The organism is Streptomyces sp. RLA131 (assembly GCF_056270125.1).
On record NZ_JBWDOQ010000002.1, the window covers coordinates 5,830,080 to 5,856,734 of the forward strand.

Genomic DNA, 26,655 nt, shown 5'->3' on the forward strand with positions numbered 1-26,655 from the left:
TCTGACGTACGTCATGTCGCAGCGCAGGGCGCCGACCCCACCGGGGGCCGGCGCCCTGCGCCGTTCGTTCACCCGGTGTAGCCCGCCAGGGCCCTGGTGAAGTCGTACGTGCCCTGGCTGATCCCGCTGCACGAGTCGGCGTCGCTGCCGGAGCCGCACGCGCGGTCGCGGTTGACCGACCAGAAGCTCACCCGGGCCAGGTGATGGCTCCTGGCGTAGCCGAGCATCGAACGGAAGTCCGCCAGGGTGATCCTCTCGCCGTCCACATCGGTGATGCCGTTCATCGACGAGAACCCGACCTTGCGGTATGCGGCGTCGGAGGACAGGCCGTAGGCGGCGGCCACGTCGTTCTTGAGGCCGTTGACGGCCGACTTGGTGGCGGCGGCCATGTCGATGGCGCCCTGGTCGTAGTCGAAGGGCATCACGGCCCAGGCGTCGGGGTCGAGGCCCTTGGCCGCGCCGCGCCGGATGAGGTCCTGGCCGTCGGCGTCGGGACCGGAGGTCGTGGTGCCGACGGTGATGTAGGTCCGGAGGCCGGGATTGGCGGCCTTGACGGTCTTGAGGGCGTCGACGACCCGCTGCCGCACCGTCGCGCTCTCGAACTCGGTGGACTCGATGTCGATGTCGATGGAGGTGAGCCCGAGGGCGTCGATGGTCTTCTGGTACGCGCCCGCCAGCTTCGCCGCCGACGAACACCGCTCGCCGAGCTTGTCGCCGCTCCAGCCGCCGAAGGAGACGGTGACGTCGCCTCCGGCGGCGCGTATCGCGTTGATGGTCCGCTGGTCCGTGCCGCCCGTCAGGGCGCGGCTGCCGTCCCACGCGGGGTTGCAAGTGCCGTCGGCGAGGACGAAGGCCATGGTGAACTGCTTGACGCCGGTCGCCGACATCACCGACGTGGCGGACGGCGGGTCGCCCCAGCCGAGGTAGAGGTAGGGCGCGGCCAGCCCGCTCGGCAGCGCGGCGGCCCGGTGGGGTGCGGCCTGGGCGGTGGCCGTGAGGGCGGTGACGGCGGCCGGGCCCGCCGCGGCGGTGACGGCGGCGACCCCGGTGACGGCGAGGCGGCGGAAAGCGGTGGGCATGATGAATTCCCTCACGGAGTCAGGTAGTTGTGGGTGACGACGAGCATCGACTGGAGCTGGACGCTCGTGGAGTAGTAGTCCGAGGAGCTCGGCGCGGTGGCGAGCATCTGCCGCCACAGCGCGTCCAGCCAGGCCTGGCCGCCGCTGTCGTTCATCGCCGCAACCCCGAACGGCGCGAAGAACGCCGGCTCGCCCGGGTCCCCGTAGGCCGTGCCGCCGAGGGTGTAGCCGGACACGATCCGGGCCGGGTCGCCGCCGGTCCTCGACCTGGCCCAGCGGCTCAGCGCGCGGGCGGCCGTCGTGGACTTCGGGTCGCCGTACAGGGCGGCGTCGGTGCCCAGCCGCCAGGGGTCGCGGCAGGCGTTCCAGTTGTAGTCGCCGTCGTGCGGGTCCTCCAGCACCTCGCCGGAGGCGGGCCGGGGGCTGGTGGTGGTGTCCACCACGAAGTCCGGCAGCAGGCCGGTGCCCGGGGCGTACCGGGCCTGAAGGTCGGCGGTGACCTGCTGGGTCCTGTTCAGCACGGTGTCCCAGGTGCTGTCCCCGGTGGCCTTGCGGAACGCCCTGAAGTGGTCCGGCATCCAGTCCGAGGTCCGGCTGACGAGGTCGTAGCTCCCGGACGACCAGTCCCCGAGTTCGAGCAGGTGCGTGGTGGCGTTCAGTTCGCTCACCTTGACGGCGTTGATCCGCCGCACGGCCAGTGCCCGGTAGTCGTACGTGCCGGCGCTGCCCCACTGGCGGTCGGCCAGCAGCAGGCCGTAGGCGGTGTCCAGGTCACCGTCGGTCGCGGAGTCCGAACCGTTCACGCTGGTGCAGGCGGTGTTCTGCTCGGCGGCCTGGAGGCCGGGGTTGTTGACGGAGGGGTGGGCGAGGACGAAGGCGAGGATGCCGTCGAAGATCTTCTTCGCGTCGGGGTCGGCCCCGGCCATCGTCGCGGTCACCACCAGGCCGTAGCCCTGGGCCTCGGCGACATAGGGGTGGTCGGCGTCGGGGGAGAGGACCTCGTACCAGTCGCTGCGGCAGTTGTGCTTGACGAAGTACGACTTCCACTTCGCGTAGTAGCCCGCCACCTGGGCGTCGAGCGCGGCCTGCTCCCCGGTGGGGGTCAGGGTGCCGGCGGCGTAGCCGACGCGGTGGCTGCCGAAGGGGGTGGTCGGCGCGGCGGTGGTGGCGGCGTCGCTGGGTACGCCGGTGGTCAGGAGCAGGCCTGCGGCGAGGAGGCCGCCGCGGATCAGGGCATGACGTCTCATCAGGCCTCCGTATGCCTGAGTGGGGGAGGGACGGTGCGCTGAGAAACGCTAACGACGCGGCATGCTCGCGACAAGGTGTTGGTTAGGAAAGTTTACTGTTCTTCATTGGGGCCACCTCGGCCCGGCTCGCCCCACCTCGGCCCGGCTCGCCCCGCACGCCCGTACCCCGCTGATCGCCGCCGAAGGCGCTCAGCGGGCGCCGGGCGCCCAGCGGTAGCAGAGCTCGGGCCGGCCCACCTGGCCGTACTGGGGGCTGCGGACGGCCCGGCCGGTGTCGACGAGGTGCTCCAGATACCGCCGGGCGGTGATCCGGGAGACGCCGACCGCCGCCGCCGCGGCGTTCGCGGAGATCCCCTCGCCCTCCTGCGACGCCCGCCGCAGAGCGGCCGTGACGGCCTCCAGGGTGGGCACGCTCAGGCCCTTGGGCAGCACCGACTCGGGGCTGCGCAGCGAGGCCAGCGCACGGTCGACCTCGTCCTGGCCGGAGGCCTCGCCGCCGGCCAGTTCGCTGCGGTAACGGGCCCACCGCTCCAGGCGGTCCCGCAGCGAGGGGAAGGTGAAGGGCTTCAGCAGGTACTGGACGACGCCCACGGAGACGGCCTGCCGCACCACGCCCAGGTCCCGTGCCGACGTGACGGCGACGATGTCGGCGGTGTGCCCGGCCGCGCGCAGCTTGCGGACGACCTGGAGGCCGTGGCCGTCGGGGAGGTTGAGGTCGAGCAGGATCAGGTCGACGGGCCCCTTCTCCAGGAAGCGCAGGGCCGCCCCGCCGGAGTGCACGACGGCGGCCACCTCGAATCCGGTCAGACGCTCGACGTACATCCGGTGCGCGTCGGCCGCGACCGGGTCGTCCTCGACGACCAGAACCCTGATCCCGGCGCTGCTCATGCACGGACCTCCTGGCCTTGCGGATGCAGGGGCAACCGTACGGTGAACTCCGCGCCGCCGCCCGCCGCGCGGTCCAGCCCCACGCTGCCGCCGGCCCGGCGGGCCGCCTGCTCGACCAGCGCGAGCCCGAGCCCGTGGCCCTCGCTCTTGGTGGTCCAGCCGCGCCGGAAGACCTCACGGATGGTGGCGGGGTCCACCCCGCGCCCCGAGTCGGCCACCCGGAGCAGCAGTTCACCGGCGTCGACCCGGGCGGTGACGTCCACCCGGGGCCGGCCGCCGCCGGCCGAGGCACCCTCGACAGCCGCGTCGATGGCGTTGTCGATCAGGTTGCCCAGCACCGTGACCAGGTCGCGGGCCGCCAGTTCGGGCGGCAGGACGCCGTCGTCGATCGAGCTGTCCTCGGTGACCGTCAGCTCGACGCCCCGTTCGCTGGCCTCCGCCGCCTTGCCGAGCAGCAGCGCGGCGAGCACCGGCTCGCCGACGGCCGCGACGACCTGGTCGGTCAGAGCCTGGGCCAGCTCCAGTTCGGCGGTGGCGAACTCGACCGCCTCGTCCGCCCGCCCCAGCTCGATCAGCGAGACCACGGTGTGCAGCCGGTTGGACGCCTCGTGCGCCTGCGAGCGCAGCGCCTCGGCGAAGCCGCGTACCGAGTCCAGCTCACCGGTCAGCGCCTGGAGATCCGTGTGGTCGCGCAGGGTCACCACCGTGCCGCGCCGCTCGCCGCCGCGCACCGGCGAGGTGTTGACCACCACGACCCGCTCGGCGGTCAGATGGACCTCGTCCACCCGTGGCTCGGCCGCCAGCAGCGCCCCGGTCAGCGAGGTGGGCAGTCCCAGCTGGTCCACGTACCGGCCGACCACGTCCCCCGGCAGGGCGAGCAGTTCGCGGGCGGCGTCGTTGCACAGCGCGACCCGGCGGTCGGCGTCCAGCAGTACGAGGCCCTCGCGCACCGCGTGCAGGGTCGCCTGGTGGTAGTCGTACATCCGGCTCAGCTCGCCCGCGGCCATGCCGTGGGTGTGGCGCCGCAGCCGGCGGTTGGCGACGTAGGTGCCCAGGCCGCTGACCACCAGGGCGGCCAGCGCCACCCCGAGCAGGACGGTGAGCTGCCCGCGGACCTGGTGGCTGATCGCCTCGACCGTTATCCCGACGCTCACCAGCCCGACGATCCGTGTGCCGTCCCGCACCGGTGTCACCACCCGCACCGACGGCCCGAGGGTGCCGGTGTACGTCTCGGTGAAGGTCTCGCCGCGCTGCGCGCGCCCGATGTGCCCGAGGAAGTGCTTGCCGATCAGGGTCCGGTCCGGGTGGGTCCAGCGGATCCCGTCCGGATCCATGATCGTGACGAAGGCCACCCCGGTGTCATCGCGGACCTTCTCGGCGTACGGCTGCAGGGTCGCGCTGGGGTCCCGCGAGCGCGCGGCGGCGGCCACGGCGGGCGAGTCGGCGACCGACACGGCGGCGGCCGTCACCCGGTCGGTGGCGGCCTGCACGGCCCGGCTGTCGGCGTTGACGTACGCGAGGATCGCGCAGCCCGCGACCACGGCGGCCACGATCACGACCTGCATCGCGAAGAGCTGCCCTGCCAGGCTGCGCGGGCGTGAGGGGGTACTGCGGGAGAACGGCACGCGCGGCATGGGACCAGTGTGCACGTATCGGCGCGAACTCAATGAACGCAAACGTGACCTGCCTCACGCGGGGAGCGCATAGTCGCCGGGACCCCCATACATCAGTGGCGTTGGGACGACGCCCGATGACCGAGGAGACAAAGGTGTCAGCCGAGGCAGTTCAGGGCCGCAGGGACCGAACCCATTACCTCTACATCGCCGTGATCGTGGCGGTGCTCGCCGGTATCGCGCTCGGCCTCGCCGCGCCCGGTGTCGCCAAGGAACTCAAGCCGCTCGGCACCGGCTTCGTGTCACTGATCAAGATGATGATCTCGCCGATCATCTTCTGCACGATCGTGCTCGGTGTCGGCTCGATCCGCAGTGCCGCCAAGGTCGGCAAGCTCGGCGGCCTCGCACTCGGCTACTTCACCGTGATGTCGTTCGTCGCGCTCGCCATCGGCCTGGTCGTCGGCAACATCCTGCACCCCGGGTCCGGCCTCCACCTGGACGCGGCCGCGAAGGCCGTCGGCCACACCCAGGCGGCCACCATCACCGAGGGCCCCGTCGATTTCGTGCTCGGCATCATCCCGACCACCCTGGTGTCGGCCTTCACCGAGGGCCAGGTGCTGCAGACACTGCTGGTCGCACTGCTGGTCGGCTTCGCCCTGCAGGCCATGGGTTCCGCCGGTGAGCCGGTGCTGCGCGGTGTCGGGCACATCCAGAAGCTGGTCTTCCGCGTCCTGTCCATGATCATGTGGGCCGCCCCGGTCGGCGCCTTCGGTGCCATGGCCGCCGTGGTCGGCGAGACCGGCGTCGACGCGCTCAAGGCCCTCGCGACGATCATGCTGGGCTTCTACGTCACCTGTGTGCTCTTCGTCGTACTGGTGCTCGGCACCCTGCTGCGGCTGGTGGCCAAGGTCAACCTCTTCCAGCTGCTGAAGTACCTCGGCCGGGAGTTCCTGCTGATCCTGTCCACCTCGTCCTCGGACTCGGCCCTGCCGCGCCTGATCGCCAAGATGGAGCACCTCGGCGTCAGCCGCCCGGTCGTCGGCATCACCGTGCCGACCGGCTACTCCTTCAACCTCGACGGCACCATGATCTACCTGACCATGGCCTCGCTGTTCATCGCCGACGCGATGGGCCAGCCGCTGGCGCTGGGCAGCCAGATCACGCTGCTGCTGTTCATGATGATCGCCTCCAAGGGCGCGGCCGGGGTCTCCGGCTCCGGGGTCGCCGTCCTGGCCAGCGGCCTCCAGTCGCACCGCCCCGCGCTGGTCGACGGGGTCGGCTTCATCATCGGCATCGACCGCTTCATGAGCGAGGCCCGGGCGCTCACCAACTTCGCGGGCAACGCCGTCGCCACGGTCCTGATCGGTACCTGGACCAAGGAGTTCGACGGCGAGCGGGCCCGCCGGGTCTTCGCCGGTGAGCTGCCCTTCGACGAGACCACGCTGCTGGACGACCCGGCCCCGGCCCCGGCCCCGGACGCGATCCCGGCCCCGGCCAAGGAGCCCGCGGCGGTCTGACCAACCGCCGCCGCACGGTCCGTACGGTCCCGCCGGGAGCCCCCTCCGCCCGGCCGGACCGTACGGACCCACTTGTTTCCACCCCGCGGAGTCCCCGCGGCGTCCTCGCGGAGCACCCGCGGAGTCCTCGCGGAAGTCCCGGGTGGGGTTACGGCCGCGCCGGCCCTTGACAGCGGTCCCGAACGCGTTCAGCATCCCCCATGCTCACGCCAATGGGAGCGCTCCCACCCCTGGAGGACCCACATGCGCAGAACAGCCTTAAGACTCCGGCTCAGAGCCCTGGCCGCCGGTCTGCTCGCCGCGGCGCTGGCGGCGAGCGGCCTGCTGGTGGCCTCGGGCACGGCCCACGCCGCCGCCGGTGACGGTCCGTGGTCCACCTCCGGCGGCCAGATCGTCGACGCGGCCGGGAGTCCGGTGCGGATGACCGGCATCAACTGGTTCGGGCTGGAGACCGCGAACTACTCGCCGCACGGCCTGTGGAGCCGCAACTACCAGGACATGCTGGACCAGGTGAAGTCGCTGGGCTACAACACCCTGCGGCTGCCGTACTCCAACCAGCTCTTCGACTCCGGCTCGACCCCCAACAGCATCGACTACGCCAAGAACCCCGACCTCCAGGGCCTGAGCGGCCTCCAGATCATGGACAAGATCGTCGGCTACGCGGGACAGATCGGGCTGCATGTCCTCCTCGACCAGCACCGTCCCGACTCGGGCGCCCAGTCCGAGCTCTGGTACACCTCCGCCTACAGCGAGTCCCGCTGGATCAGTGACTGGGTGATGCTCGCCAACCACTTCAAGGGCAACCAGGCCGTCGTCGGCGCCGACCTCCACAACGAGCCGCACGGGCAGGCCACCTGGGGCACCGGGGTGCAGGCCACGGACTGGCGGCTGGCCGCCGAGCGGGCGGGTGACGCGGTCCTGGCCGCCAATCCCGACTGGCTGATCATCGTCGAGGGGATCGACTGCTACAGCGGTGACTGCTACTGGTGGGGCGGCAACCTCCAGGGCGCCGACAGCGCGCCCGTACGGCTCAGCAAGCCCAACAAGCTGGTCTACTCGGCCCACGACTACGCCACCTCGGTCTATCCGCAGTCCTGGTTCGACGCCTCCGACTTCCCGGCCAACCTCCCCGCGATCTGGGACCGGAACTGGGGTCATCTGAAGAAGTCCGGGACCGCCCCTGTCCTGCTCGGCGAGTTCGGCAGCACGCTCACCGCGGCCAAGGACCAGCAGTGGCTGGCCAAGCTCATGGAGTACCTGGGCAAGGGCACCGGCGGCTTCGACTTCACCTACTGGTCGCTGAACCCCAACTCCGGTGACACCGGCGGCATCCTCAAGGACGACTGGGTCACCGTCGACACCGTCAAGCAGGCCTACCTGCAGCCCTATCTGCTCCCCGTCACGGGTACCGGCAGTGGCGGTGGGGGCACAACGCCGCCGGCGACGGTCTCCTGCCATGTGTCGTACGGGCTCACCGGCAGCTGGACCGGTGGCTTCCAGGCCGACGTCACCGTCAAGAACACCGGCGGTACGGCCATCTCCGGCTGGACGCTGGGCTTCTCGTTCCCCGGTGACCAGAAGATCGCCAGCAGCTGGAACGCGACGGTCGGCCAGTCCGGGCAGGCCGTCACCGCCAAGGACGTCGGCTGGAACGGCACCATCGCCGCGAACGGCGGGACGGCCGGCTTCGGCTTCACCGCCTCCTACAGCGGGACCAACGCCGTCCCCGCCTCCTTCACCGTCAACGGCACCGCCTGCGTCTGAGCGGGTTCCGGTGCCGCCGGGAACCTGATCGCGACAAGGTCTTACCGCCGGTAACTCCTCCGTGGCACAGTATCCCCTGCCATGCCATTGTCATGGCTCTTTCATGCTCAAGGGTGCGGATGAAGGGATGGTCCTCATGGGCTTCACGGAGATACGGGGCAGGCGCCGCAGGCGTGCCGGGGGTGCCGGTCTGGTGGCCGCCGTGCTGGCGGCGCTGGGTCTGCTGGCGGCGAACGTGGCTCCGGCCGCGGCCGCCGCCGGCGGCACCCTGCGCGATGTGGTGCTGATCGGCAACAGCTCGGCCGGTACGGTCTCGCTGCTGGACGGCCACACGTTCAAGAACCTCGGCTCGGTCAATGTCGCCCCCGACAAGCAGGCGATCTTCGACGGCTGGGACATCTTCCGCAAGACCATCCACTCCGTCGTCGTGGACCAGGCCAAGGGTGAGAAGCTCGTCGACGACGCCCATCTGTCCCCCGACGGCCGCACGGTCTACGTCTCCCGGGGCACCCTCGGTGACGCCGCCGCCTTCGACGTGGCCACCGGCAAGGAGCTGTGGCGCACCGACATCGAGGGCTACAAGGCGGACCATGCCGCCCTCTCCCCGGACGGCACCCGCTTCATGGTCTCGGCCATCGCCGCCTCGAAGGTGAAGTCCATCGACACCGCCACCGGTCAGGTGGTCGGCGAGTTCGCCACCGGCACCTATCCGCACGAGAACATGTACTCCGCCGACGGCAAGCACATCTACAACATGAGCATCGGCACGACCTCCTTCCCCAAGGCGCTCAACTTCCTCAAGGGCACCAAGGCCGTCACCGTGGTGGACTCCTCCACCCTCAAGGTGGTCAGGACCTACACCTTCGACTACGGCGTGCGCCCGGCCGTCATCACGCCGGACGAGACGACCATGTACGCCCAGCTGTCGTATCTCAACGGCTTCGTCGAGTACGACCTCACCACCGGAAAGACCCTGCGTACCGTCGAGATGCCCTTCAGTGACAAGGCGGCCGCCCTCGCTCCCGACGACTACCCGCAGAACTCCGCCCACCACGGGATGGCTTTCAACGGGGCGAGGACCAAGCTCTGCGACGTCGGCACGATCGACGACTACACCGCCATCGTCTCGCGCCCGGCGCTGTCCACCGACGGCTTCGTCAACTACCCCACCGACGCCCTGCCGTACTGGGCCACCACCAGCGTCGACGGCGACTACTGCCTGGTGACCCTGAGCAATCTCGACCAGGTCTCGGTCGTCGACTACCGCACGGCCAAGGAGGTCGCCCGGATCGATGTCGGTGACTTCCCGCAGCGTGAGCGCCTCGGAAAGGTCGACGAGGCCGCCCTCGGTGGCCTGACGGCTCCGTAACGGTCCCGCGGGTGCGGTGCGCCGGGTGGTGGCGGGGGCCGCCGCCCGGCGCATCCGCGCGTTCCGGGGTGGACAGTCAGTCTGCGCGCAGATAGTCTGTGCGTAGATTAACTACCGGGAGGCAGCAGCCCATGTGGTCCTACGAGCACAGCACGGCCATCGACTCCGACTCCGCCGGCTCCGGCGCCCGCGTCACCCCCGACGCGATCTGGCGGCTGTGGGCCGACGTGGAGAACTGGGGCACCTGGAACGCGGACATCGAGGAGGTCGTGATCAGCGGACCGTTCGCGCCCGGCGCCGCGATCACCATGACCCCGGCCGGTGAGGACCCGGTGGAGCTGCGGGTCGCGGAGCTGGCCGAGGGGGAGATGTTCGTGGACGAGGCCCGCTTCGGGGACCTGGTGCTGCGCACGACGCACCGGGTGGACGAGGCCCGGGTGACCTACCGGATGGAGATCACGGGCCCCGGGGCGGACGAGGCGGGCCCGCGGATCGGGCCCGCGATCACGGCGGACTGGCCGGAGACGATGGCCGCGCTGGTCGCGCTCGCGGCGGCCCGAGGCTGATGCCGCTCAGCCCCGGGGAGAGCCCCGGATTCCTGCTCTGGCACGCCACGCTGCGCTGGCAGCGCGATGTGGCGGCGGCGCTGGGCCCGCTCGGGCTGACGCATGTGCAGTTCGTGCTGCTGGCCTGCACCTGGTGGCTCAACGAACAGGGCGACCACCCCAACCAGCTCACCGTGGCCCGGCAGGCGGGCACGGACGTGAAGATGACCTCGCAGGTGCTGCGCGCGCTGGAGGGCAAGGGGCTCGTCGAGCGCGCGGTGGACCCGGCGGACACCCGCGCCAGGCGGCTGCGCGTCACCGGCGCCGGCGCCGAACTGGCCCCCAGGGCCATCGAGGCCGTGGAGCGGGTCGACGCGCGGTTCTTCGGGCCGGTACGGGTCGAGGACGCGGTGGCGCTGCTGGCGACCCTGGCCGGGGGCGGTCAGCCCAGGGACTTGGCGTAGCAGCGGGTCAGCGGCTCGTCGACGTACTTGCCGTACGGCTCGGTGCGCAGGTAACCGCTGCTCTCGTACAGGGCGATGGCCTCGGGCTGGCGGATGCCGGTCGTCAGGCGCAGGGTGTCGTGGCCGAGGGACCGGGCCAGCTCCTCCAGGGCGCCGAGCAGGGCGCGGGCGATGCCGCGGCCCCGGTAGGCGGGCACCACGTACATCCGCTTGACCTCGCCCAGGCCGGGGCCGGCGGGCTGGACGGCGCCGCAGCCGACGGCCAGGCCGTCGACCGCGGCGGTGAGGAAGCGGGCCCCGGGGCGCACCTGGGAGCGGCCCTCGGGACCGTAACGGTCGACGAGTTCCTGGTAGGCGGCGTCGATCAGCTTGGCCAGGGACTCGTCGGCGGTCGTGCGCTCCTCGATCAGCATCCGTCCAGCCTAGGCCGTGTTTTAGAAGTAGCGCCGGCCGCCCGGAGGGCGGGTCCCGCGGCGTCTGGTGCGGTGCATCGCAAGGCGGAGAACTGTCCTCGTAGTGGGCTACTCGGACAATTCGACAACGCAGCGAGGTGCCGTGCCTGGGGGTACCACCCAGCCGCCAGGCTGGGGGAGCGTCGCGGGACAGGCGGGACTTCTAAAACACGGCCTAGGGCCGGGGCCTAGGCCGGGCGGAGCCAGACCGTGGCCAGCGGGGGGAGGGTGAGCTGGATGCTGTGCCGGCGGCCGTGCCAGGGGTGGGACTCGGCCTTGAGCGGGTCCGGGTTGATGACGCCGCTGCCGCCGTACCGGCCGGCGTCGGTGTTGAGGACCTCACGCCAGGCGTCGGTGCCGGCGGCCGGGTCGGGGATGCCGAGCCGGTAGCCGTGGCGGACGACGGGCGAGAAGTTGCTGACGGCGATCAGCGGGCCGCCGTCGGCGTCGTAGCGCACGAAGGAGAAGGCGTTGTCCTCGGCGGCGTCGCCCTCGATCCAGGAGAAGCCCTCGGGCGAGGTGTCCAGCTGCCACAGGGCGGGCGTGCCGCCGTAGACCTGGTTCAGGTCGCGCACCAGGTCGCGTACGCCCCGGTGGTCGGCGGCGGCGGAGTACGTGGGGTCCAGCAGCCACCAGTCGGGGCCGTGGTCGTGGGACCACTCGGCGCCCTGGGCGAACTCCTGCCCCATGAACAGGAGTTGCTTGCCGGGGTGGGCCCACATCCAGCCCAGGTAGGCGCGGTGGGTGGCGCGCTGCTGCCACCAGTCGCCGGGCATCTTGCCGACCAGGGCGCCCTTGCCGTGCACGACCTCGTCGTGGGAGATGGGCAGGACGTAGTTCTCGCTGTACGCGTAGACCATCGAGAAGGTCATCTCGTGGTGGTGGTACCGGCGGTGGACGGGTTCGTGCTGCACGTACTCCAGGGAGTCGTGCATCCAGCCCATGTTCCACTTCAGGCCGAAGCCGAGGCCGCCGAAGCCGGTGGGGCCGACCAGATGGGTGGGGCGGGTGACGCCGTCCCAGGCGGTGGACTCCTCGGCGATGGTGACCACGCCGGGGCAGCGGCGGTAGACGGTGGCGTTCATCTCCTGGAGGAAGGCCACCGCGTCCAGGTCCTCCCGGCCGCCGTGCACGTTGGGCGTCCAGTCGCCCGCCTCGCGCGAGTAGTCCAGGTAGAGCATCGAGGCGACGGCGTCCACCCGCAGCCCGTCGATGTGGAACTCCTCGCACCAGTAGACGGCGTTGGCGACCAGGAAGTTACGGACCTCGGTGCGGCCGAAGTCGAACTCCAGCGTCCCCCAGTCCGGGTGCTCGCCGCGGGTGGCGTGCTCGTAGCAGTGGGCTCCGTCGAAGTTGGCCAGCGCCCAGTCGTCCTTGGGGAAGTGGGCCGGCACCCAGTCCATGATCACGCCGATACCGGCCCGGTGGAGGGCGTCGACCAGGTACTTGAAGTCGTCCGGGGTGCCCATCCGCGAGGTGGGGGCGTAGTAGGACGTGACCTGGTAGCCCCAGGAGCCGCCGAAGGGGTGCTCGGCGACCGGCATCAGCTCGACATGCGTGAAGCCCAGGTCCTTGATGTACGCGGGCAGCTGCTCGGCCAGTTCGCGGTACGACAGGCCGGGCCGCCAGGAGCTGAGGTGCAGCTCGTAGACGGAGAACGGGGCCTGGTGGACGGGGGTGCGGCCGCGCCCGGCGAGCCATGCGTCGTCCTGCCAGACGTGGTGCGAGGCGCTGACGATGGACGCGGTGGCCGGCGGCACCTCGGTGCGGCGGGCCATCGGGTCGGCCTTGAGCCGCCGTTCGCCGGCCGGGGTGGTGATCTCGAACTTGTAGTGGGCGCCCTCGCCGACCTCGGGCAGGAACAGCTCCCACACCCCCGAGCCGCCGAGCGAGCGCATGGGGAAGCCGGTGCCGTCCCAGTAGTTGAAGTCGCCGACCACGCGGACCCCGCGGGCGTTGGGCGCCCACACCGTGAAGCGGGTGCCGGTGACGCCCTCGTGGGTCATGGGCTCGGCACCGAGGGCCTGCCAGAGCTGCTCGTGGCGGCCCTCACCGATCAGATGCAGGTCCAGCTCGCCGAGGGCGGGCAGGAAACCGTAGGGGTCGTGCAGCCGGTGCTCGCCGTCGTCGTACGTGACCAGCAGCCGGTAGTCGGCCGGGACCGCGTCCAGCGGGAGCACCGCGGCGAACAGCCCGTCGCCCTCGTCGGCCAGTCCGGCCCGCGTCCCCGCCCCGGGGACGGTCACCGCGACGCCCAGGGCGTACGGGCGCAGCGCCCGGAAGAGCACCCCGCCGGGCACCGGGTGGGCACCCAGGACGCCGTGCGGGTCGTGGTGGGAGCCGTCCAGCAGCCGCTGCCGGTCCCCGGGGTCGAGCGGGGGCGCGGGCAGCGCCCCGCCGGCCCGTGCCCCGGCGGCGGGCGCCTGAACCGGAACCGGAACCTCAGCCGGAACCTCGGCGGAGGCCGGTGCCGGGCCCTGTGCCGGGGCCTGGCCGGGGGCCGGGGCCTGGGCGGGGGCCTGGCCGGGGGCCGGGGCCTGGGCGGGGGCCTGCGCCGCCCGGGGCCGGGCCGACAGGGGGGTCGCAGCCGGTCGCGGGGCCGTGCCCGAGGCGGGCGGGCGGTCCGACCCGGCGGGGTCGTAGCCGCGGGCCGCGGCTTCCGGCTGGGATCCGGCGCCGGGTGGCAGGCGATCGGTCACGGGGTGGTCCTCCCTGAACTTCCTGACGGGGCTTGCGCGAGGCGTTGGACGGCGGACATGGGGATGGACAGCCAGGCGGGGCGGTGCCGGGCCTCGTAGAGCACCTCGTAGACCGCCTTGTCGGTCTCGAAGGCCCGTATGACGACCGGTTCGTCGCGCGGGTCGGCGCCGGTGACCTGCGCGTAACCGGTGCAGAACGCGGCCCGGTTGCGCTCGGCCCAGGCGGCCGCGCCGGAGTCGTCGGGGTCGCGGTGCCGGGCGGCGTAGTCGAAGGAACGCAGCATGCCGGCGACGTCCTGCACCGGTGGCGCGGGGCGGCGGCGTTCGGCCAGCGGCCGGGCCGGCTCGCCCTCGAAGTCGATGAGCACCCAGCCTCCCCCGGAGTCCTCCGGGCCTGGGGGCACCCCCGGGCCCGGGGTGTGCAGCGCCTGGCCCAGGTGCAGGTCGCCGTGGATGCGCTGGGCCGCCAGCACGGTGCCCCGGTCACCCAGTTCGGCCAGGTCGTGGAAGGCGGTGCGCAGCGCGGTACGGAAGGGCCGCAGGGCCGGGACCGCGAGCGCGGCCGCGTCCAGCCGCTCGGCCATGGCCGCCGTCAGTACGGAGATCTGGGGGCGGCGCAGTACGGCGGTGGGCAGGGCGCGGGCCAGCGCCAGGTGCACCTCGGCGGTGGCCCGGCCCAGGGCGTGCGCCTCGCCGGTGAAGCCGGTCCCGGTGTCGACCGCCCGCAGGGCCAGGTCCCAGGCGTCCGTGGCGCCGGGCAGGTACCGTTGCAGTACCCCCAGCGTGGCGGGTTCCTCGTACGTCCCCACGGCCTCGAACCATGCCGCCGGGGCCGCCACCCGCCGTGAGCCGGCCCGGCCCAGCGCCTGCGACAGTTCCAGGTCGGGGTTGAGGCCGGGGGCCACCCGCCGGAAGAGCTTCAGGATGAACGTATCTCCGTAGATGACGGAGGTGTTGGACTGCTCGGCGGTGGACAGCCGGGGGGCCAGCCCGCCGGGGATCCTGACCGAGGGTTCGCAGCCGAAGCGCAGTTCCCCGATCCGTCCGGGTGCCCGCAGCCGTTCCAGCAGCACCCCGGCCAGCCGGGGGTCGTACAGCGCCTCGTGGACGGTGAGTCCGTCCAGCGGGCCGCCGACCGCGTGACCGATCAACGCCGGTGCGAGCGCGGGCGGGAGGAGCGGCCGGGTGCCCAGGAGGAGTTGGTAGCACTCGGGGCGCCGGTCGCTCTGGTGGACGTCGAGCAGCAGATGCAGCATTCCCGGGGTGCCGATGCGTCCGTCGCCGGGCAGCAGTTCGGTCGCGGAGACCAGGCCGAACCCGGTGATGGGCCGGCCCTTCCCCGCGAACCACCGCTGCCGTGGCAGCCATTCGCGCAGCAGCGGGGTGAGCGAACCCAGCAGCCCGTCCTCGGCGCCGCCCGGAACAGGGGTGTAGGTGGGGGAGGAGTGAAGCCACGAGGTGTCCGACATGACGTCCTTTCCTCGGAAGCCGGGGGCCGGGCCTGCTGATCCCCTCAGTTGAAGGGCCGAGCGGTGGGGGACGTCCGACGAGGGAACCGTGTCGGACGAAAGCCATCCGAGCAGGTGGTGCAATTGGCGTACGCCGCAGGCGTACCCAGACCCTGCCCCGGCAGCCCCGGGCAAAACAGCCCGAAGCCGCCGGGTCGGGGTGACCGGTCCGGCGGCCGCGCTAGGCCGCGTCGCGGCGCAGCCGGAACCAGTAGAAGCCGTGTCCCGCCATGGTCAGCAGATACGGCAACTCCCCGATGGCCGGGAAGCGTACGCCGCCGATCAGCTCGACCGGATGCCGGCCGCTGAAGGCCGCCAGGTCCAGTTCGGTCGGCTGGGCGAAGCGCGAGAAGTTGTTCACGCACAGCACCAGGTCGTCACCCTGCCCCTCGACCGAGGGGGCCTCCCGCAGGAACGCGAGCACGGCCGGGTTGGTGGACGGCAGTTCGGTGTAGGACCCCAGTCCGAAGGCAGGATTCTGCTTGCGGATCTCGACCATTCTGCGGGTCCAGTGCAGCAGCGAGGACGGACTCGACATCTGGGCTTCCACATTGGTGACTTGGTAGCCGTAGACCGGGTCCATGATCGTCGGCAGGTACAGCCGCCCGGGGTCGCAGGAGGAGAATCCGGCGTTGCGGTCCGGAGTCCACTGCATGGGGGTCCGTACCGCGTCGCGGTCACCGAGCCAGATGTTGTCGCCCATGCCGATCTCGTCACCGTAGTAGAGGATCGGGGATCCGGGCAGCGACAGCAGCAGTGCCGTGAACAGCTCGATCTGGTTGCGGTCGTTGTCCAGCAGGGGGGCGAGCCGGCGCCGGATGCCGATGTTGGCCCGCATCCGCGGGTCCTTGGCGTACTCGGCGTACATGTAGTCCCGCTCCTCGTCCGTGACCATTTCGAGCGTGAGCTCGTCGTGGTTGCGGAGGAAGATGCCCCACTGGCAGCCGTCCGGCTTCTCCGGTGTCTTGGCGAGGATCTCCGAGACCGGGTAGCGCGACTCCCGCCGTACCGCCATGAAGATGCGCGGCATGACCGGGAAGTGGAAGGCCATGTGGCACTCGTCGCCGCCCTTGCGGAAGTCGCCGAAGTAGTCGACGACGTCCTCCGGCCACTGGTTGGCCTCGGCCAGCAGCACCGTGTCCGGGTAGTGCGCGTCGATCTCCTCGCGCACCTGCTTCAGGAAGGAGTGGGTACGCGGCAGGTTCTCGCAGTTGGTGCCCTCCTCCTGGTACAGGTAGGGCACGGCGTCCAGCCGGAAGCCGTCGATGCCCAGGTCCAGCCAGAACCGCAGCGCGGCGACGATCTCCTCCTGCACGCGGGGGTTCTCGTAGTTCAGGTCCGGCTGGTGGGAGAAGAACCGGTGCCAGTAGTACTGCTTGCGCACCGGGTCGAAGGTCCAGTTGGAGGTCTCGGTGTCGACGAAGATGATCCGGGCGTCCTGGTACTTCTTGTCGTCGTCCGCCCAGACGTAGTAGTCGCCGTACGGGCCCTGCGGATCCGACCGGGACTGCTGGAACCACTCGTGCTGGTCGCTCGTGTGGTTCATGACGAAGTCGATGATCACCCGCATTCCGCGCTGGTGCGCGGCGTCCACGAACTCCACGAAGTCGGCGAGGTCGCCGAACTCCGGGAGTACCGCGGTGTAGTCGGAGACGTCATAGCCCCCGTCGCGCAGCGGTGAGGCGAAGAAGGGCGGGAGCCAGAGGCAGTCCACTCCGAGCCATTGGAGGTAGTCGAGCTTTGCGGTGATGCCCTTCAGGTCCCCGACGCCGTCGCCGTTGCTGTCCTGGAAGGACCGTACGAGCACCTCGTAGAAGACGGCCCGTTTGAACCAGTCGGGGTCGCGGTCCTTGGCGGGGGTGTCCTCGAAGGTGTCGGGGACGGGTTCGTTGACGATCAAGTGGGTGACCCTCCTGTCGCGGGAGTAGGTCGCAGGGAGAAGACATGCGCGGGCGCGGGCCCTCGGCCCGGTTCCAGGCGCACATAGTTGTCCCTGCCCCAGTGGTAGGTCTCACCGGTGAGCTCGTCGCGCACCGGGAAGGACTCGTGCCAGGCGAGGCCGAGGTCCGGCATGTTCAACGACACGGTGGCCTCCTGGGTGTGGTGAGGGTCCAGGTTGACGACCACCAGTACGACGTCGTTGCCGTTCCGTTTCGAAAACGCCAGCACCGCATCGTTGTTCACGTGGTGGAAGCGCAGGTGCCGCAGCTGCTGAAGCGCCGGGTGACGGCGGCGCAGCCGGTTGAGAGTCGTGATGAGCGGGACCAGGGACTGCCCCGAGGCCTCGGCCGCGGCCCAGTCGCGCGGCCTGAGTTCGTACTTCTCCGAGTGTAGGTACTCCTCGCTGCCCTCGCGCACCGCGACGCTCTCGCAGAGCTCGAATCCCGCGTACACGCCCCAGGTCGGCACCAGGGTCGCGGCGAGCACGGCCCGGACCTCGAAGGCGGTGCGTCCGCCGTGCTGCAGATAGGCGTGGAGGATGTCCGGGGTGTTGACGAAGAAGTTCGGCCGCATGTAGCTCGCGGCCTCGCCGGACAGCTCGGTGAGGTACTCGGTGAGTTCTTCCTTGGTGTTGCGCCAGGTGAAGTACGTGTACGACTGCTGGAAGCCGATCTGCCCGAGCGTGCGCATCATCGCGGGCCGGGTGAAGGCCTCGGCCAGGAAGATCACGTCGGGGTCGGTGCGGTTGATGTCGCCGATGACCTTCTCCCAGAACACCACCGGCTTGGTGTGCGGGTTGTCGACCCGGAAGATCCGCACCCCGTGGTGCATCCAGTGCCGCAGGACCCGCTCGGTCTCCTTCACCAGGCCGCCCAGGTCGGCGTCGAAGGCGACCGGGTAGATGTCCTGGTACTTCTTCGGCGGGTTCTCGGCGTACGCGATCGAGCCGTCGGCACGGTGGGTGAACCACTCCGGATGCTTGGCGACCCAGGGATGGTCCGGCGAGCACTGCAGCGCGAAGTCCAGGGCGACCTCCATCCGCAGCTCGCGGGCGCGTTCCACGAAGAAGTCGAAGTCCTCGATGGTGCCCAGGTCCGGGTGGACGGCGTCGTGCCCGCCCTCCGGGGAGCCGATCGCCCAGGGCGAGCCCACGTCGTGCGGCCCGGGGGTCAGGGAGTTGTCCGGTCCCTTGCGGAACGCTGAGCCGATCGGGTGGACGGGTGGCAGATACACCACGTCGAAGCCCATCGCGGCGATCGCGGGCAGCCGTTCGGCCGCCGTGCGGAAGGTGCCGGACCGCGGCGGCTCGATGCCGCGCGGATCGACCACCGCGCCCTCCGAGCGCGGGAAGAACTCGTACCAGGACCCGAACAGCGCCCGCCGGCGCTCCACCTGGAGCACGACCGGCCGGGCGGTGCTGACGAGCTCGCGCAGCGGGTGGCGCGCCAGGATCGCGGTGACCTCCGGCGCGGTGGCCGCGGCGTGGCGCGCCGAGGGCGTGCGCGTCTCGTCCCGCAGGGCGTCCACGGTGGCCAGCACCACGGCCCGGCCCTTCTTCTTGGGCACCTCGGTGGCGGCGCGTTCGTACAGTTCGGCGCCCTCGGCGAGCATCAGTTCGGTGTCGATGCCGGCCGGGATCTTGATGCCCGCGTTGTGCCGCCAGGTCTCCAGCGGATCGCTCCACGCCTCGACGGTGTACGTCCAGCGGCCCTCGGAGGTCGGGGTGACATCGGCGCCCCAGCGGTCGGTGCCCGGCGCCAGTTCCCGCATCGGTGTCCACGGGCCGCTGCGGCCCGACGGATCACGCAGGACGACATTGGCGGCCACCGCGTCGTGGCCTTCTCGGAAGACCGTCGCGGTCACCTGGAAGGTCTCGCCGACCACCGCTTTCGCGGGGCGCCGCCCGCAGTCCACGAGCGGGCGGAGGTCCAGGACGGGGATACGGCCGATCATTGCCTCACCTGGTTGCGCTGGTAGTCGGTCGGAGGATGCAGCTGGGGGTGTCTCTTGGGGTGTCTCGGGGGGTGGTGCGGGGGGTGGAAGCCGGCGATGTGCCTTCGACCTTTTTACTTGGTTTTGCCCCGCGGTGTCGTGGTGGGTACTGGCGGGCATGGCCGCTCCTGTCCGCGTTCACTCGGGTGGGCTGATACGAGTTGTCTGGGACGAGAGATGTACGCGTGCGCTGCGCTGCGCCGCACAAAGGGGAGCCTGCCCATTGGATGACGGGTGGATGCCCCCGCGATAGGGGTACCGGCGCGTAAGTTCGGCCGGGACCATGGTGCGCCGGCGGTGTGCGCGCGAGTGCGCACGGCGGTGTGCACGGGTCAGTCCGTGACCTGGAGCAGGCGGTTGGGGGTGGCGTGCCCCGTCCCGGTGACGGCACCCCTGGCGGCGGCGCGGACCAGGGCCCGGCCGACCCGGGCCGGGGTCGCGGCCGGGTGGCCGGACAGGTACAGCGCGGCCGCGCCCGCGACGTGCGGGGCGGCCATGGAGGTTCCGGACCGTACGGCGTGGGCGGTGTCGCCGGTGCGGGAGGCGGAGACGATGTCCACGCCGGGAGCGTAGAGGTCGACGCGCGCCCCCCAGTTGGAGAACGACGCCTGGGCGTCGTGGCTGTCGCCGGCCGCGACGGTCAGGGCCTGTTCGACCCGGGCGGGTGAATAGAGCGAGGCCGGGAGGCTGTCGTTGCCGGCCGCGACGGTGAAGGTGACGCCGGAGGTGATGGCACCGCGGACGGCCGCGTCGAGCTGGGCGTTGGCGGGGCCGTCGAGCGAGAGATTGGCCACCGCCGGCCGGCGCGCGTGCCGGGTGACCCAGTCGATGCCGGCGATCACCCGGGCCGTGGTGCCGTCGCCGGCCGCGTCCAGCACCCGGACCGCGACGATCTCCGCCCGGCCGGCGACGCCGTAATCGCCGCCCGCGACGGTGCCGGCGACATGGGTGCCGTGGCCGTTGTCGTCCTCGGCGACGGCGTCGTGGCCGACGAAGTCCCAGCCGTTGGAGGCCCGGCCGCCGAACTCGTGGTGGCTGATCCGCACCCCGGTGTCCAGGACGTACACATGCACCCCCGCCCCGCCCCGGCCGGACCGGCGGTACGTATGGTCCAGGGGCGGCGCCGGCTGGTCGACCCGGTCCAGGCCCCAGGAGAGCGGGGCCGTCCGGGACCGGACCAGGGACGGGTCCAGGGGCGGGTGCAGGGACGGGTCCAGGGACGGGTCCAGGGACGGGTGCAGGGACGGGTCCAGGGACGGGTCCAGGGACGGGTGCAGGGACGGGTGCAGGGACGGGTCCAGGGACGGGTCCAGGGACCGGTTCCGGGGCTGGTTCCGGGACGTGGACCGGTCGAGGGAGAGTCTGCTGTCCTGGGTGACCGAGGCCACCGCCGGGTCGGCGGCCAGCCGTTGGGCCTGCCGCTCGCCGATCCGCAGCGCGTAGCCGTTGAGCGCCGTGCCGTAGGTGTGCTCGACCCGGCCCCCGTACTCCTGCGCGAGCCGCCGGCCGGCCGCCGACGCGGCCCGGATCCCGGAGCCCGGCTTGAGGGTCACGATGTAGCTGCTGCCCACGGAGCCGGGCCTTCCGGCGCCGAGTACATGTCCGGCGGCGGGGGCCGTACGCGCGGGCGCCGTACGTACGGGCGGGGCGCCGGTCGCCGCGGTCGTCACCGTCAACGTCACCGCCGCCGTCACCGCGGCGGTGACGGCGGCGGCCGGACGCGAGCGTGCGAACGGCATGACGTAAGCCCCCTCCGGTGGTCTCACAGGATCGTCACAGGAGAGGATTTCGTGATGTACAGCCCGCACACAAGGGGCCCACGGGGGTGGAATCGGTCAAACCGTCCCCGTGGGCCGCACGCCTCACTGGTAGGTGATGTCCGAGGATGTGTAGTTGCAGTACGTTCCGTCGGCATCCGTGCCGTTCGTGGTGGGTTCGGCGCCGGTGCTGTTCCCGATGTACTTCTGACAGGGGATCATCTTCTTGCTGCTGTCACCGATGATCGTGATGGCGCGCAGGGCCACCGAGTCGCCGTAGTTGGTGTTGATGCCGGCGATCCTGCTGCCCTTCCAGGTCAGTTCGACGGTGTTGAGGATGATGCTCCGCTTGTACTGCTTGGAGCAGTTGCCGCACGAGCGGACGAAGGTCCCGAAGGTCTGCGCCGCGAACTTGGAGATGACCAGCTTGCCGGCCCCGTTGAACTGGAAGACCTTGTCCGAGGCCTCCTTCGCGCCGCCGCCGTAGACGGTGTGGACGGTCGAGGACGAGGAGCCCAGGAAGGTGGCCGCGTCCTCGCCGACGTCCTCCCACCACACGTTCTGCAGGGTGCAACTGCCCAGGCAGTGCACCCCGTCGGCGGCCGGGGAGCCGATGATGACGTTCTTCAGCGTCGCCCCGTCGGCGAGTTCGAAGATCGGGCCCTGGTCCTCGTCCTGGTTGTCGGTGCCCAGGTCGCCGGTGCCGTAGTAGCGGGCGTAGCCGTAGTCCTTGGTGCCGGAGACCGAGATGGTGGAGCCGGTGCCGACCGAGCTGGTCGCCGTCGGCCAGGTGGCGGCCTCGGCGGTGGACAGGGTCGTTCCGGTCACCAGCGCGGTGACGGTGAGCGCGAGCGCCGAGACGACCCCGGCGAGTGCGCGAATGCCTGATCTGTGCATGTCGTCCCTACCTCCAGTGGGGGGATGGATGGACGGTTACCGCGAGGGGACGGTGCTCAGGGGGTGGTGACGACCGGACGCGGCGCGGTGGCCATGCCGTTGCCGATGAAGAAGCTCGGGTGCGGTGGCTGGTTGTAGGCGGTGTTCTGCCATGCCAGCGCGGTCCGGTACTGGGAGTCGTGCAGCAGGGTCGTGATGCGGGTGGATGTCTCGTACGGCGTGGAGTAGATACGAAGTGCCGTGTTGTCGGTCGTCGGCCAGACGACCTCCTCGCGCCAGTCGCCGAGGATGTCGCCGGACAGCGAGGGAGTCGCCTTGGTGCTGTTGTTGGAGTGCACGCCCGAACCGGTCAGCAGCCGGGTGTCGGAGCTGGTGCCGTACTTGTCGATGTGCGTGCCGTCCAGCAGCTCACGGGTGGTGTCGCCGTCCCACCAGGACAGGAAGTTGACCGAGGACGGTTCGCGGCCCTTGGTGGCGCCGGCCTCGTCGCGGATGTAGCTGTCGGAGGCGGACCAGACCTCGGCGCCGTCGTTGCCGGCGTAGATGTCGCCCGCGACGCCCCGGCCGTTGTCGCAGCCGCAGGAGGCGAGCTGCCACAGGATCTGGCCGTTGGCGGGGTCGATGTAGAGCTCGGCGGGCTGGCTGGTGCTCTCGGAGACCTTGAAGTACTCCAGGCCGGGGTTGGACGGGTCCAGGTCGCCCAGGTGCTGGGCGTCGCCGTGTCCGGTCTTCGTCGTCCACAGGCCGTTGCCGTTGTCGTCCACGGCCATCGCGCCGTACACGATCTCGTCCTTGCCGTCGGAGTCGACGTCCCCGATCGACAGGCTGTGCGAGCCCTGGCCGTCGTAGCCCTTGCCGCTGTTGGTCGAACTGTTGGTGTCGAAGGTCCAGCGGCGGGTGAAGGCGCCGTTGCGCCAGTCCCAGGCGGCGACGACGGTGCGGGTGTAGTAGCCGCGCGCCATGATCAGCGAGGGTCGCGCGCCGTCCAGGTACGCCGTACCGGCCAGGAAGCGGTCGACCCGGTTGCCGTAGGAGTCGCCCCAGGAGGAGACGGTGCCGCGGGCCGGTACGTAGTCCACCGTGCCCATCGCCGCGCCGGTCCGCCCGTTGAACATCGTCAGGTACTCGGGGCCGGACAGTACGTAGCCGCTGCTGTTGCGGTAGTCCGCCGAGGCGCTGCCGATCGTGGTGCCGACGCCGTCGACCGTCGCGTCGGCGGTCTTCACGGCGACCTCGGCCTGGCCGTCGCCGTCGTAGTCGTACACCTGGAACTGGGTGTAGTGCGCGCCCGAGCGGATGTTGCGGCCCAGGTCGATACGCCACAGCCGGGTGCCGTCCAGTTTGATGCCGTCGATGATCGTGTCGCCGGTGTAGCCGGACTGCGAGTTGTCCTTGGCGTTGGTGGGCTGCCACTTCAGGACGAAGTCCAGGGCGCCGTCGCCGTCCAGGTCGCCGATGCTCGCGTCGTTGGCCTCGTAGGTGTACGCGACGCCGTCGGGGGTGGTGCCGCCGGCCGGGGGCGTGATGGGCACGTCCTTGTAGCCGGTGCGGAACCCCGGTGCGGAACTGGACGGCGTGCTCCGAGTCGGACTGCTCCACCCCGTCCACCACGGCGCGCACGGTGTAGTCGGCCTGCGCCGGCGCACCCGAGTGGAACCAGTTCGTCGAACCGGTGACGAGGGAGGAGTTCACCTTCGTACCGGCCCGGTAGACATTGAAGGACACCGTGTCCGGGTCGGTGGCCAGCCAGCGCCAGCTCACCAGGTTGCCCGCGTCGGTGTGCACGCTTACTACGCCGCGGTCCAGAGCCTCCATCTGACGGGCCGTCGCCGCAGGTGCGGCAGGGGCCAGGGCGATCAGTCCGCCGGCCGCCAACACTGCCGCGAAAATGGCTCTGAGCAGCGGAATCACATACACACGGGGGGAACGGGAGCCCGGCGCCGGCACGTGCGGGTGCGGTCGTTGCATGGCACCTCCTGTGGGGGAAAGGCCTTACCACTCTGGCTGTTGCCGCCGTGTTACGGAAGGTTGCCGCTCCATTATTTTTGTCGCGTACTTGCCAGACGGTGGCTCCTGCCCCGGTGCTTCGGCCCGCCACTCGCTTCCGCCCCCGCGGCCGACACCCGGCCCGCCGGTTGGGCGGATGTACGCGAATCGGGCCGGGTGCCGCCGCTAGCTTGGGAAGCGTGAAGGCTATTCGTCGATTCACCGTGCGAACTGTCCTGCCCGAACCTCTACGACCGCTGCAGGAACTGGCGCAGAATCTGCGCTGGTCCTGGCACCCCGAGACCCGTGAACTCTTCCAGGCCGTCGACCCCGACGGGTGGCCCGCCGCCGCCGGGGACCCGGTACGGCTGCTCGGCGCCGTCTCCAAGGAACGGCTGAACGCCCTCGCCCGGGACCGGCGTTTCCTGCGCCGCCTGGCCGCCGCGTCGGAGGACCTGAGCGACTACCTCACCAACCCGCGCTGGTACCAGGGCGCCGACGGGGCCGACGACGGGGCCGACGGCGGGGCCGATGGCCCCGACGGCGCCCCGGCCGGACTCCCCTCCGCCATCGCCTACTTCTCGCCCGAGTTCGGGATCACCGCCGCCCTGCCGCAGTACTCCGGCGGGCTCGGCATCCTGGCCGGGGACCACCTCAAGGCCGCCAGCGACCTGGGCGCGCCCCTGATCGGCGTCGGCCTGCTCTACCGCCACGGATACTTCCGCCAGTCGCTGTCCCGGGAGGGCTGGCAGCAGGAGCAGTACCCGGTCCTGGACCCCAACGAGCTGCCGCTCACCCTGCTCCGCGAGGACGACGGCACCCCGTCCTGCGTCATGCTCGCCCTGCCCGGCGGACGCGCGCTGCGCGCGCACATCTGGAAGGCCCAGGTGGGACGGGTACCGCTGCTCCTCCTCGACTCCGACGTCGAGGAGAACCACCCCAACGAACGGGACGTCACCGACCGCCTCTACGGCGGCGGCAGCGAGCACCGGCTGCTCCAGGAGATGCTGCTCGGCATCGGCGGGGTGCGCGCCGTACGTACCTACTGCCGGCTCACCGGACACCCCGCGCCCGAGGTCTTCCACACCAACGAGGGCCACGCCGGATTCCTCGGCCTTGAGCGCATAAGGGAACTGAGCCGGGCCGACGCCCCCGACGGCCTCGGCGACTTCGACTCCGCCCTGGAGGCGGTGCGGGCCGGCACCGTGTTCACCACGCATACGCCGGTGCCCGCCGGCATCGACCGCTTCGACCGCGAGCTGGTCGCCCGGCACCTCGGCGACGGCGGCGAACTGGCGGGCGTCGATGTCCAGCGGGTGCTGGAGCTGGGCATGGAGACGTACTCCGGCGGCGACCCGAACGTCTTCAACATGGCCGTCATGGGGCTGCGGCTCGCCCAGCGGGCCAACGGTGTCTCCACGCTGCACGGCGCCGTCAGCCGGCGGATGTTCGCCGGCCTCTGGCCGGGCTTCGACGCCGAGGAGGTGCCGATCACCTCCATCACCAACGGCGTCCACGCCCCGACCTGGGTCGCGCCCGAGGTGTTCCGGCTCGGCGCCCGCCAGATCGGCACCCAGCGGGCCGAGGACGCCATGATGATCGGGATGTCCGACCGCTGGGAGTCCGTCGCCGACATTCCCGACGCCACGGTCTGGGAGCTGCGCCGGGTGCTGCGCGAGCAGCTGGTGGAGGACGTACGGCGCCGGGTGCGGGCGTCCTGGCGGCAGCGGGGCGCGGGACTGGCCGAACTGGGCTGGGTCGACGGCGTCCTGGATCCCGATGTCCTGACCATCGGCTTCGCCCGCCGGGTCCCCTCCTACAAGCGCCTCACGCTGATGCTCCGCGACCAGGACCGGCTGATGGACCTGCTGCTGCACCCCGAGCGGCCGGTCCAGATCGTCGTCGCCGGCAAGGCGCACCCCGCCGACGACGGCGGCAAGCGGCTCGTCCAGGAGCTGGTCCGGTTCGCCGACGACCCGCGGGTGCGGCACCGGATCGTCTTCCTGCCCGACTACGACATGGCCATGGCCCAGCACCTGTATCCCGGGTGCGACGTCTGGCTCAACAACCCGCTCCGGCCGCTGGAGGCCTGCGGCACCTCGGGGATGAAGGCCGCCCTCAACGGCTGCCTCAACCTGTCGGTGCTGGACGGCTGGTGGGACGAGTGGTTCGACGGCAACAACGGCTGGGCCATCCCCACCGCCGACGGCTTCGGCGCGGACGACGACCCCGACCGGCGTGACGACATCGAGGCCACCGCCCTCTACGAGCTGATCGAGGGCCAGGTCGCGCCCCGCTTCTACGACCTGGGCAAACAGGGGCTGCCCCAGCGCTGGATCGAGATGGTCCGGCACACCCTCACCACCCTCGGCCCGAAGGTGCTGGCGGGCCGCATGGTCCGGGAGTACGTCGCCCGGCTGTACGCCCCGGCGGCGCGGTCCCACCGGGCCGTCACCGGGGACACCGCGAGGGAGCTCGCCGGGTGGAAGCGGCGGCTGCGCGAGCAGTGGCCCCGGGTGACCGTCGACCACGTCGAGGCGGGCGCCGTCGGCGGCTCGCCGGAGCTGGGCTCGACGCTCACCCTGCGGGTCCAGGTCGCCCTGGGCGAGCTGGAACCGGGTGACGTCGACGTCCAGGCCGTCTCCGGACGGGTCGACGAGTCGGACCGGATCGCCGACCCGTCGGTGATCTCCCTCAAGCCGGTCGGCCGGCCCGGTCTGGACGGCCGCTGGCTCTACGAGGGCCCGCTGACGCTGGACCGTACGGGACCGTTCGGCTACACCGTCCGGGTCCTGCCGACGCACCGGTTGCTCGCCTCCCCGGCCGAGCCCGGCCTGATCGCCGTCCCGGCCCCGTCGGAGGGCATGACGGCCGGGATACTGCGCTGACCGTGCCGGCGGCCCGCGGACAGCTGTCCGCGGGCCGCCGGCGTACGGC

General features: G+C 71.3%; 17 protein-coding genes and 1 pseudogene. 6 read left to right on the forward strand and 12 right to left on the reverse strand.

All coding sequences use genetic code 11. The annotated features are described in order from the left end of the window. Positions 1–68: 68 nt before the first annotated feature. The 4 genes from RWE79_RS27465 to RWE79_RS27480 all read right to left on the reverse strand — a co-directional run bounded on the left by RWE79_RS27465 (position 69) and on the right by RWE79_RS27480 (position 4,848). A complete protein-coding gene (locus RWE79_RS27465; protein ID WP_475942747.1) occupies positions 69–1,079 on the reverse strand; it encodes a chitinase in 1,011 nt (336 codons plus the stop codon). Positions 1,080–1,090: 11 nt separating this feature from the next. Then, positions 1,091–2,326 (reverse strand): family 8 glycosyl hydrolase, encoded by a 1,236-nt coding sequence (locus tag RWE79_RS27470; RefSeq protein WP_475942748.1) that lies wholly within the window; start codon positions 2,324–2,326, stop codon positions 1,091–1,093. Positions 2,327–2,515: 189 nt separating this feature from the next. Then, positions 2,516–3,214 carry a response regulator gene (locus RWE79_RS27475; protein ID WP_475942749.1) on the reverse strand — a complete coding sequence of 233 codons (699 nt, stop codon included), beginning with the start codon at positions 3,212–3,214 and terminating at the stop codon, positions 2,516–2,518. Beyond that, entirely contained in the window at positions 3,211–4,848 is a 1,638-nt protein-coding gene (locus RWE79_RS27480; RefSeq protein WP_475942750.1) for a sensor histidine kinase, read from the reverse strand. The genes RWE79_RS27475 and RWE79_RS27480 overlap by 4 nt, the downstream gene beginning before the upstream one ends. 134 nt (positions 4,849–4,982) lie before the next feature. On the opposite strand from RWE79_RS27480, the gene RWE79_RS27485 reads away from it, so the two are divergent. From RWE79_RS27485 to RWE79_RS27505, 5 genes are all read left to right on the forward strand, one after another. After that, positions 4,983–6,344 carry a cation:dicarboxylate symporter family transporter gene (locus RWE79_RS27485; RefSeq protein ID WP_475942751.1) on the forward strand — a complete coding sequence of 454 codons (1,362 nt, stop codon included), beginning with the start codon at positions 4,983–4,985 and terminating at the stop codon, positions 6,342–6,344. Positions 6,345–6,587: 243 nt separating this feature from the next. After that, positions 6,588–8,108: a cellulase family glycosylhydrolase gene (locus tag RWE79_RS27490; RefSeq protein ID WP_475942752.1), complete on the forward strand. Its 1,521-nt coding sequence runs from the start codon at positions 6,588–6,590 to the stop codon at positions 8,106–8,108. Between the two features lie 136 nt (positions 8,109–8,244). Continuing rightward, entirely contained in the window at positions 8,245–9,477 is a 1,233-nt protein-coding gene (locus RWE79_RS27495; RefSeq protein ID WP_475942753.1) for a YncE family protein, read from the forward strand. Positions 9,478–9,608: 131 nt separating this feature from the next. After that, positions 9,609–10,043 carry an SRPBCC family protein gene (locus RWE79_RS27500; RefSeq protein ID WP_475942754.1) on the forward strand — a complete coding sequence of 145 codons (435 nt, stop codon included), beginning with the start codon at positions 9,609–9,611 and terminating at the stop codon, positions 10,041–10,043. Continuing rightward, entirely contained in the window at positions 10,043–10,486 is a 444-nt protein-coding gene (locus RWE79_RS27505; RefSeq protein WP_475942755.1) for a MarR family winged helix-turn-helix transcriptional regulator, read from the forward strand. Before RWE79_RS27500 ends, RWE79_RS27505 begins: the two co-directional genes overlap by 1 nt. Here RWE79_RS27505 and RWE79_RS27510 read toward each other — a convergent pair. The 8 genes and pseudogenes from RWE79_RS27510 to RWE79_RS27545 all read right to left on the reverse strand — a co-directional run bounded on the left by RWE79_RS27510 (position 10,465) and on the right by RWE79_RS27545 (position 23,700). Beyond that, positions 10,465–10,899 carry a GNAT family N-acetyltransferase gene (locus tag RWE79_RS27510; protein WP_475942756.1) on the reverse strand — a complete coding sequence of 145 codons (435 nt, stop codon included), beginning with the start codon at positions 10,897–10,899 and terminating at the stop codon, positions 10,465–10,467. The genes RWE79_RS27505 and RWE79_RS27510 overlap by 22 nt on opposite strands. A 227-nt stretch (positions 10,900–11,126) precedes the next feature. Continuing rightward, the gene (glgB, locus tag RWE79_RS27515) at positions 11,127–13,637 is read right to left on the reverse strand and encodes a 1,4-alpha-glucan branching enzyme (RefSeq protein WP_475942757.1); all 2,511 of its coding nucleotides are present in this window, start codon (positions 13,635–13,637) and stop codon (positions 11,127–11,129) included. Further along, positions 13,634–15,106 carry a maltokinase N-terminal cap-like domain-containing protein gene (locus RWE79_RS27520; protein ID WP_475942758.1) on the reverse strand — a complete coding sequence of 491 codons (1,473 nt, stop codon included), beginning with the start codon at positions 15,104–15,106 and terminating at the stop codon, positions 13,634–13,636. Before RWE79_RS27520 ends, glgB begins: the two co-directional genes overlap by 4 nt. Before the next feature lie 220 nt (positions 15,107–15,326). Beyond that, positions 15,327–17,045, reverse strand: a complete 1,719-nt coding sequence (gene treS / locus RWE79_RS27525) for a maltose alpha-D-glucosyltransferase (protein ID WP_475942759.1) — start codon at positions 17,043–17,045, stop codon at positions 15,327–15,329. Beyond that, the gene (locus tag RWE79_RS27530; protein WP_475942760.1) at positions 17,042–19,039 is read right to left on the reverse strand and encodes an alpha-1,4-glucan--maltose-1-phosphate maltosyltransferase; all 1,998 of its coding nucleotides are present in this window, start codon (positions 19,037–19,039) and stop codon (positions 17,042–17,044) included. Before RWE79_RS27530 ends, treS begins: the two co-directional genes overlap by 4 nt. A gap of 371 nt (positions 19,040–19,410) precedes the next feature. Beyond that, positions 19,411–20,817 carry a S8 family peptidase gene (locus RWE79_RS27535; protein ID WP_475942761.1) on the reverse strand — a complete coding sequence of 469 codons (1,407 nt, stop codon included), beginning with the start codon at positions 20,815–20,817 and terminating at the stop codon, positions 19,411–19,413. A 123-nt stretch (positions 20,818–20,940) separates the two neighbouring features. Further along, complete coding sequence (locus RWE79_RS27540) at positions 20,941–21,732, reverse strand: pectate lyase (protein ID WP_475942762.1); 792 nt, start codon at positions 21,730–21,732, stop codon at positions 20,941–20,943. Between the two features lie 56 nt (positions 21,733–21,788). Continuing rightward, positions 21,789–23,700 (reverse strand): annotated as a pseudogene (locus RWE79_RS27545) (rhamnogalacturonan lyase). A gap of 218 nt (positions 23,701–23,918) precedes the next feature. On the opposite strand from RWE79_RS27545, the gene glgP reads away from it, so the two are divergent. Next, entirely contained in the window at positions 23,919–26,606 is a 2,688-nt protein-coding gene (gene glgP / locus RWE79_RS27550) for an alpha-glucan family phosphorylase (protein WP_475942763.1), read from the forward strand. Positions 26,607–26,655: the final 49 nt, after the last annotated feature.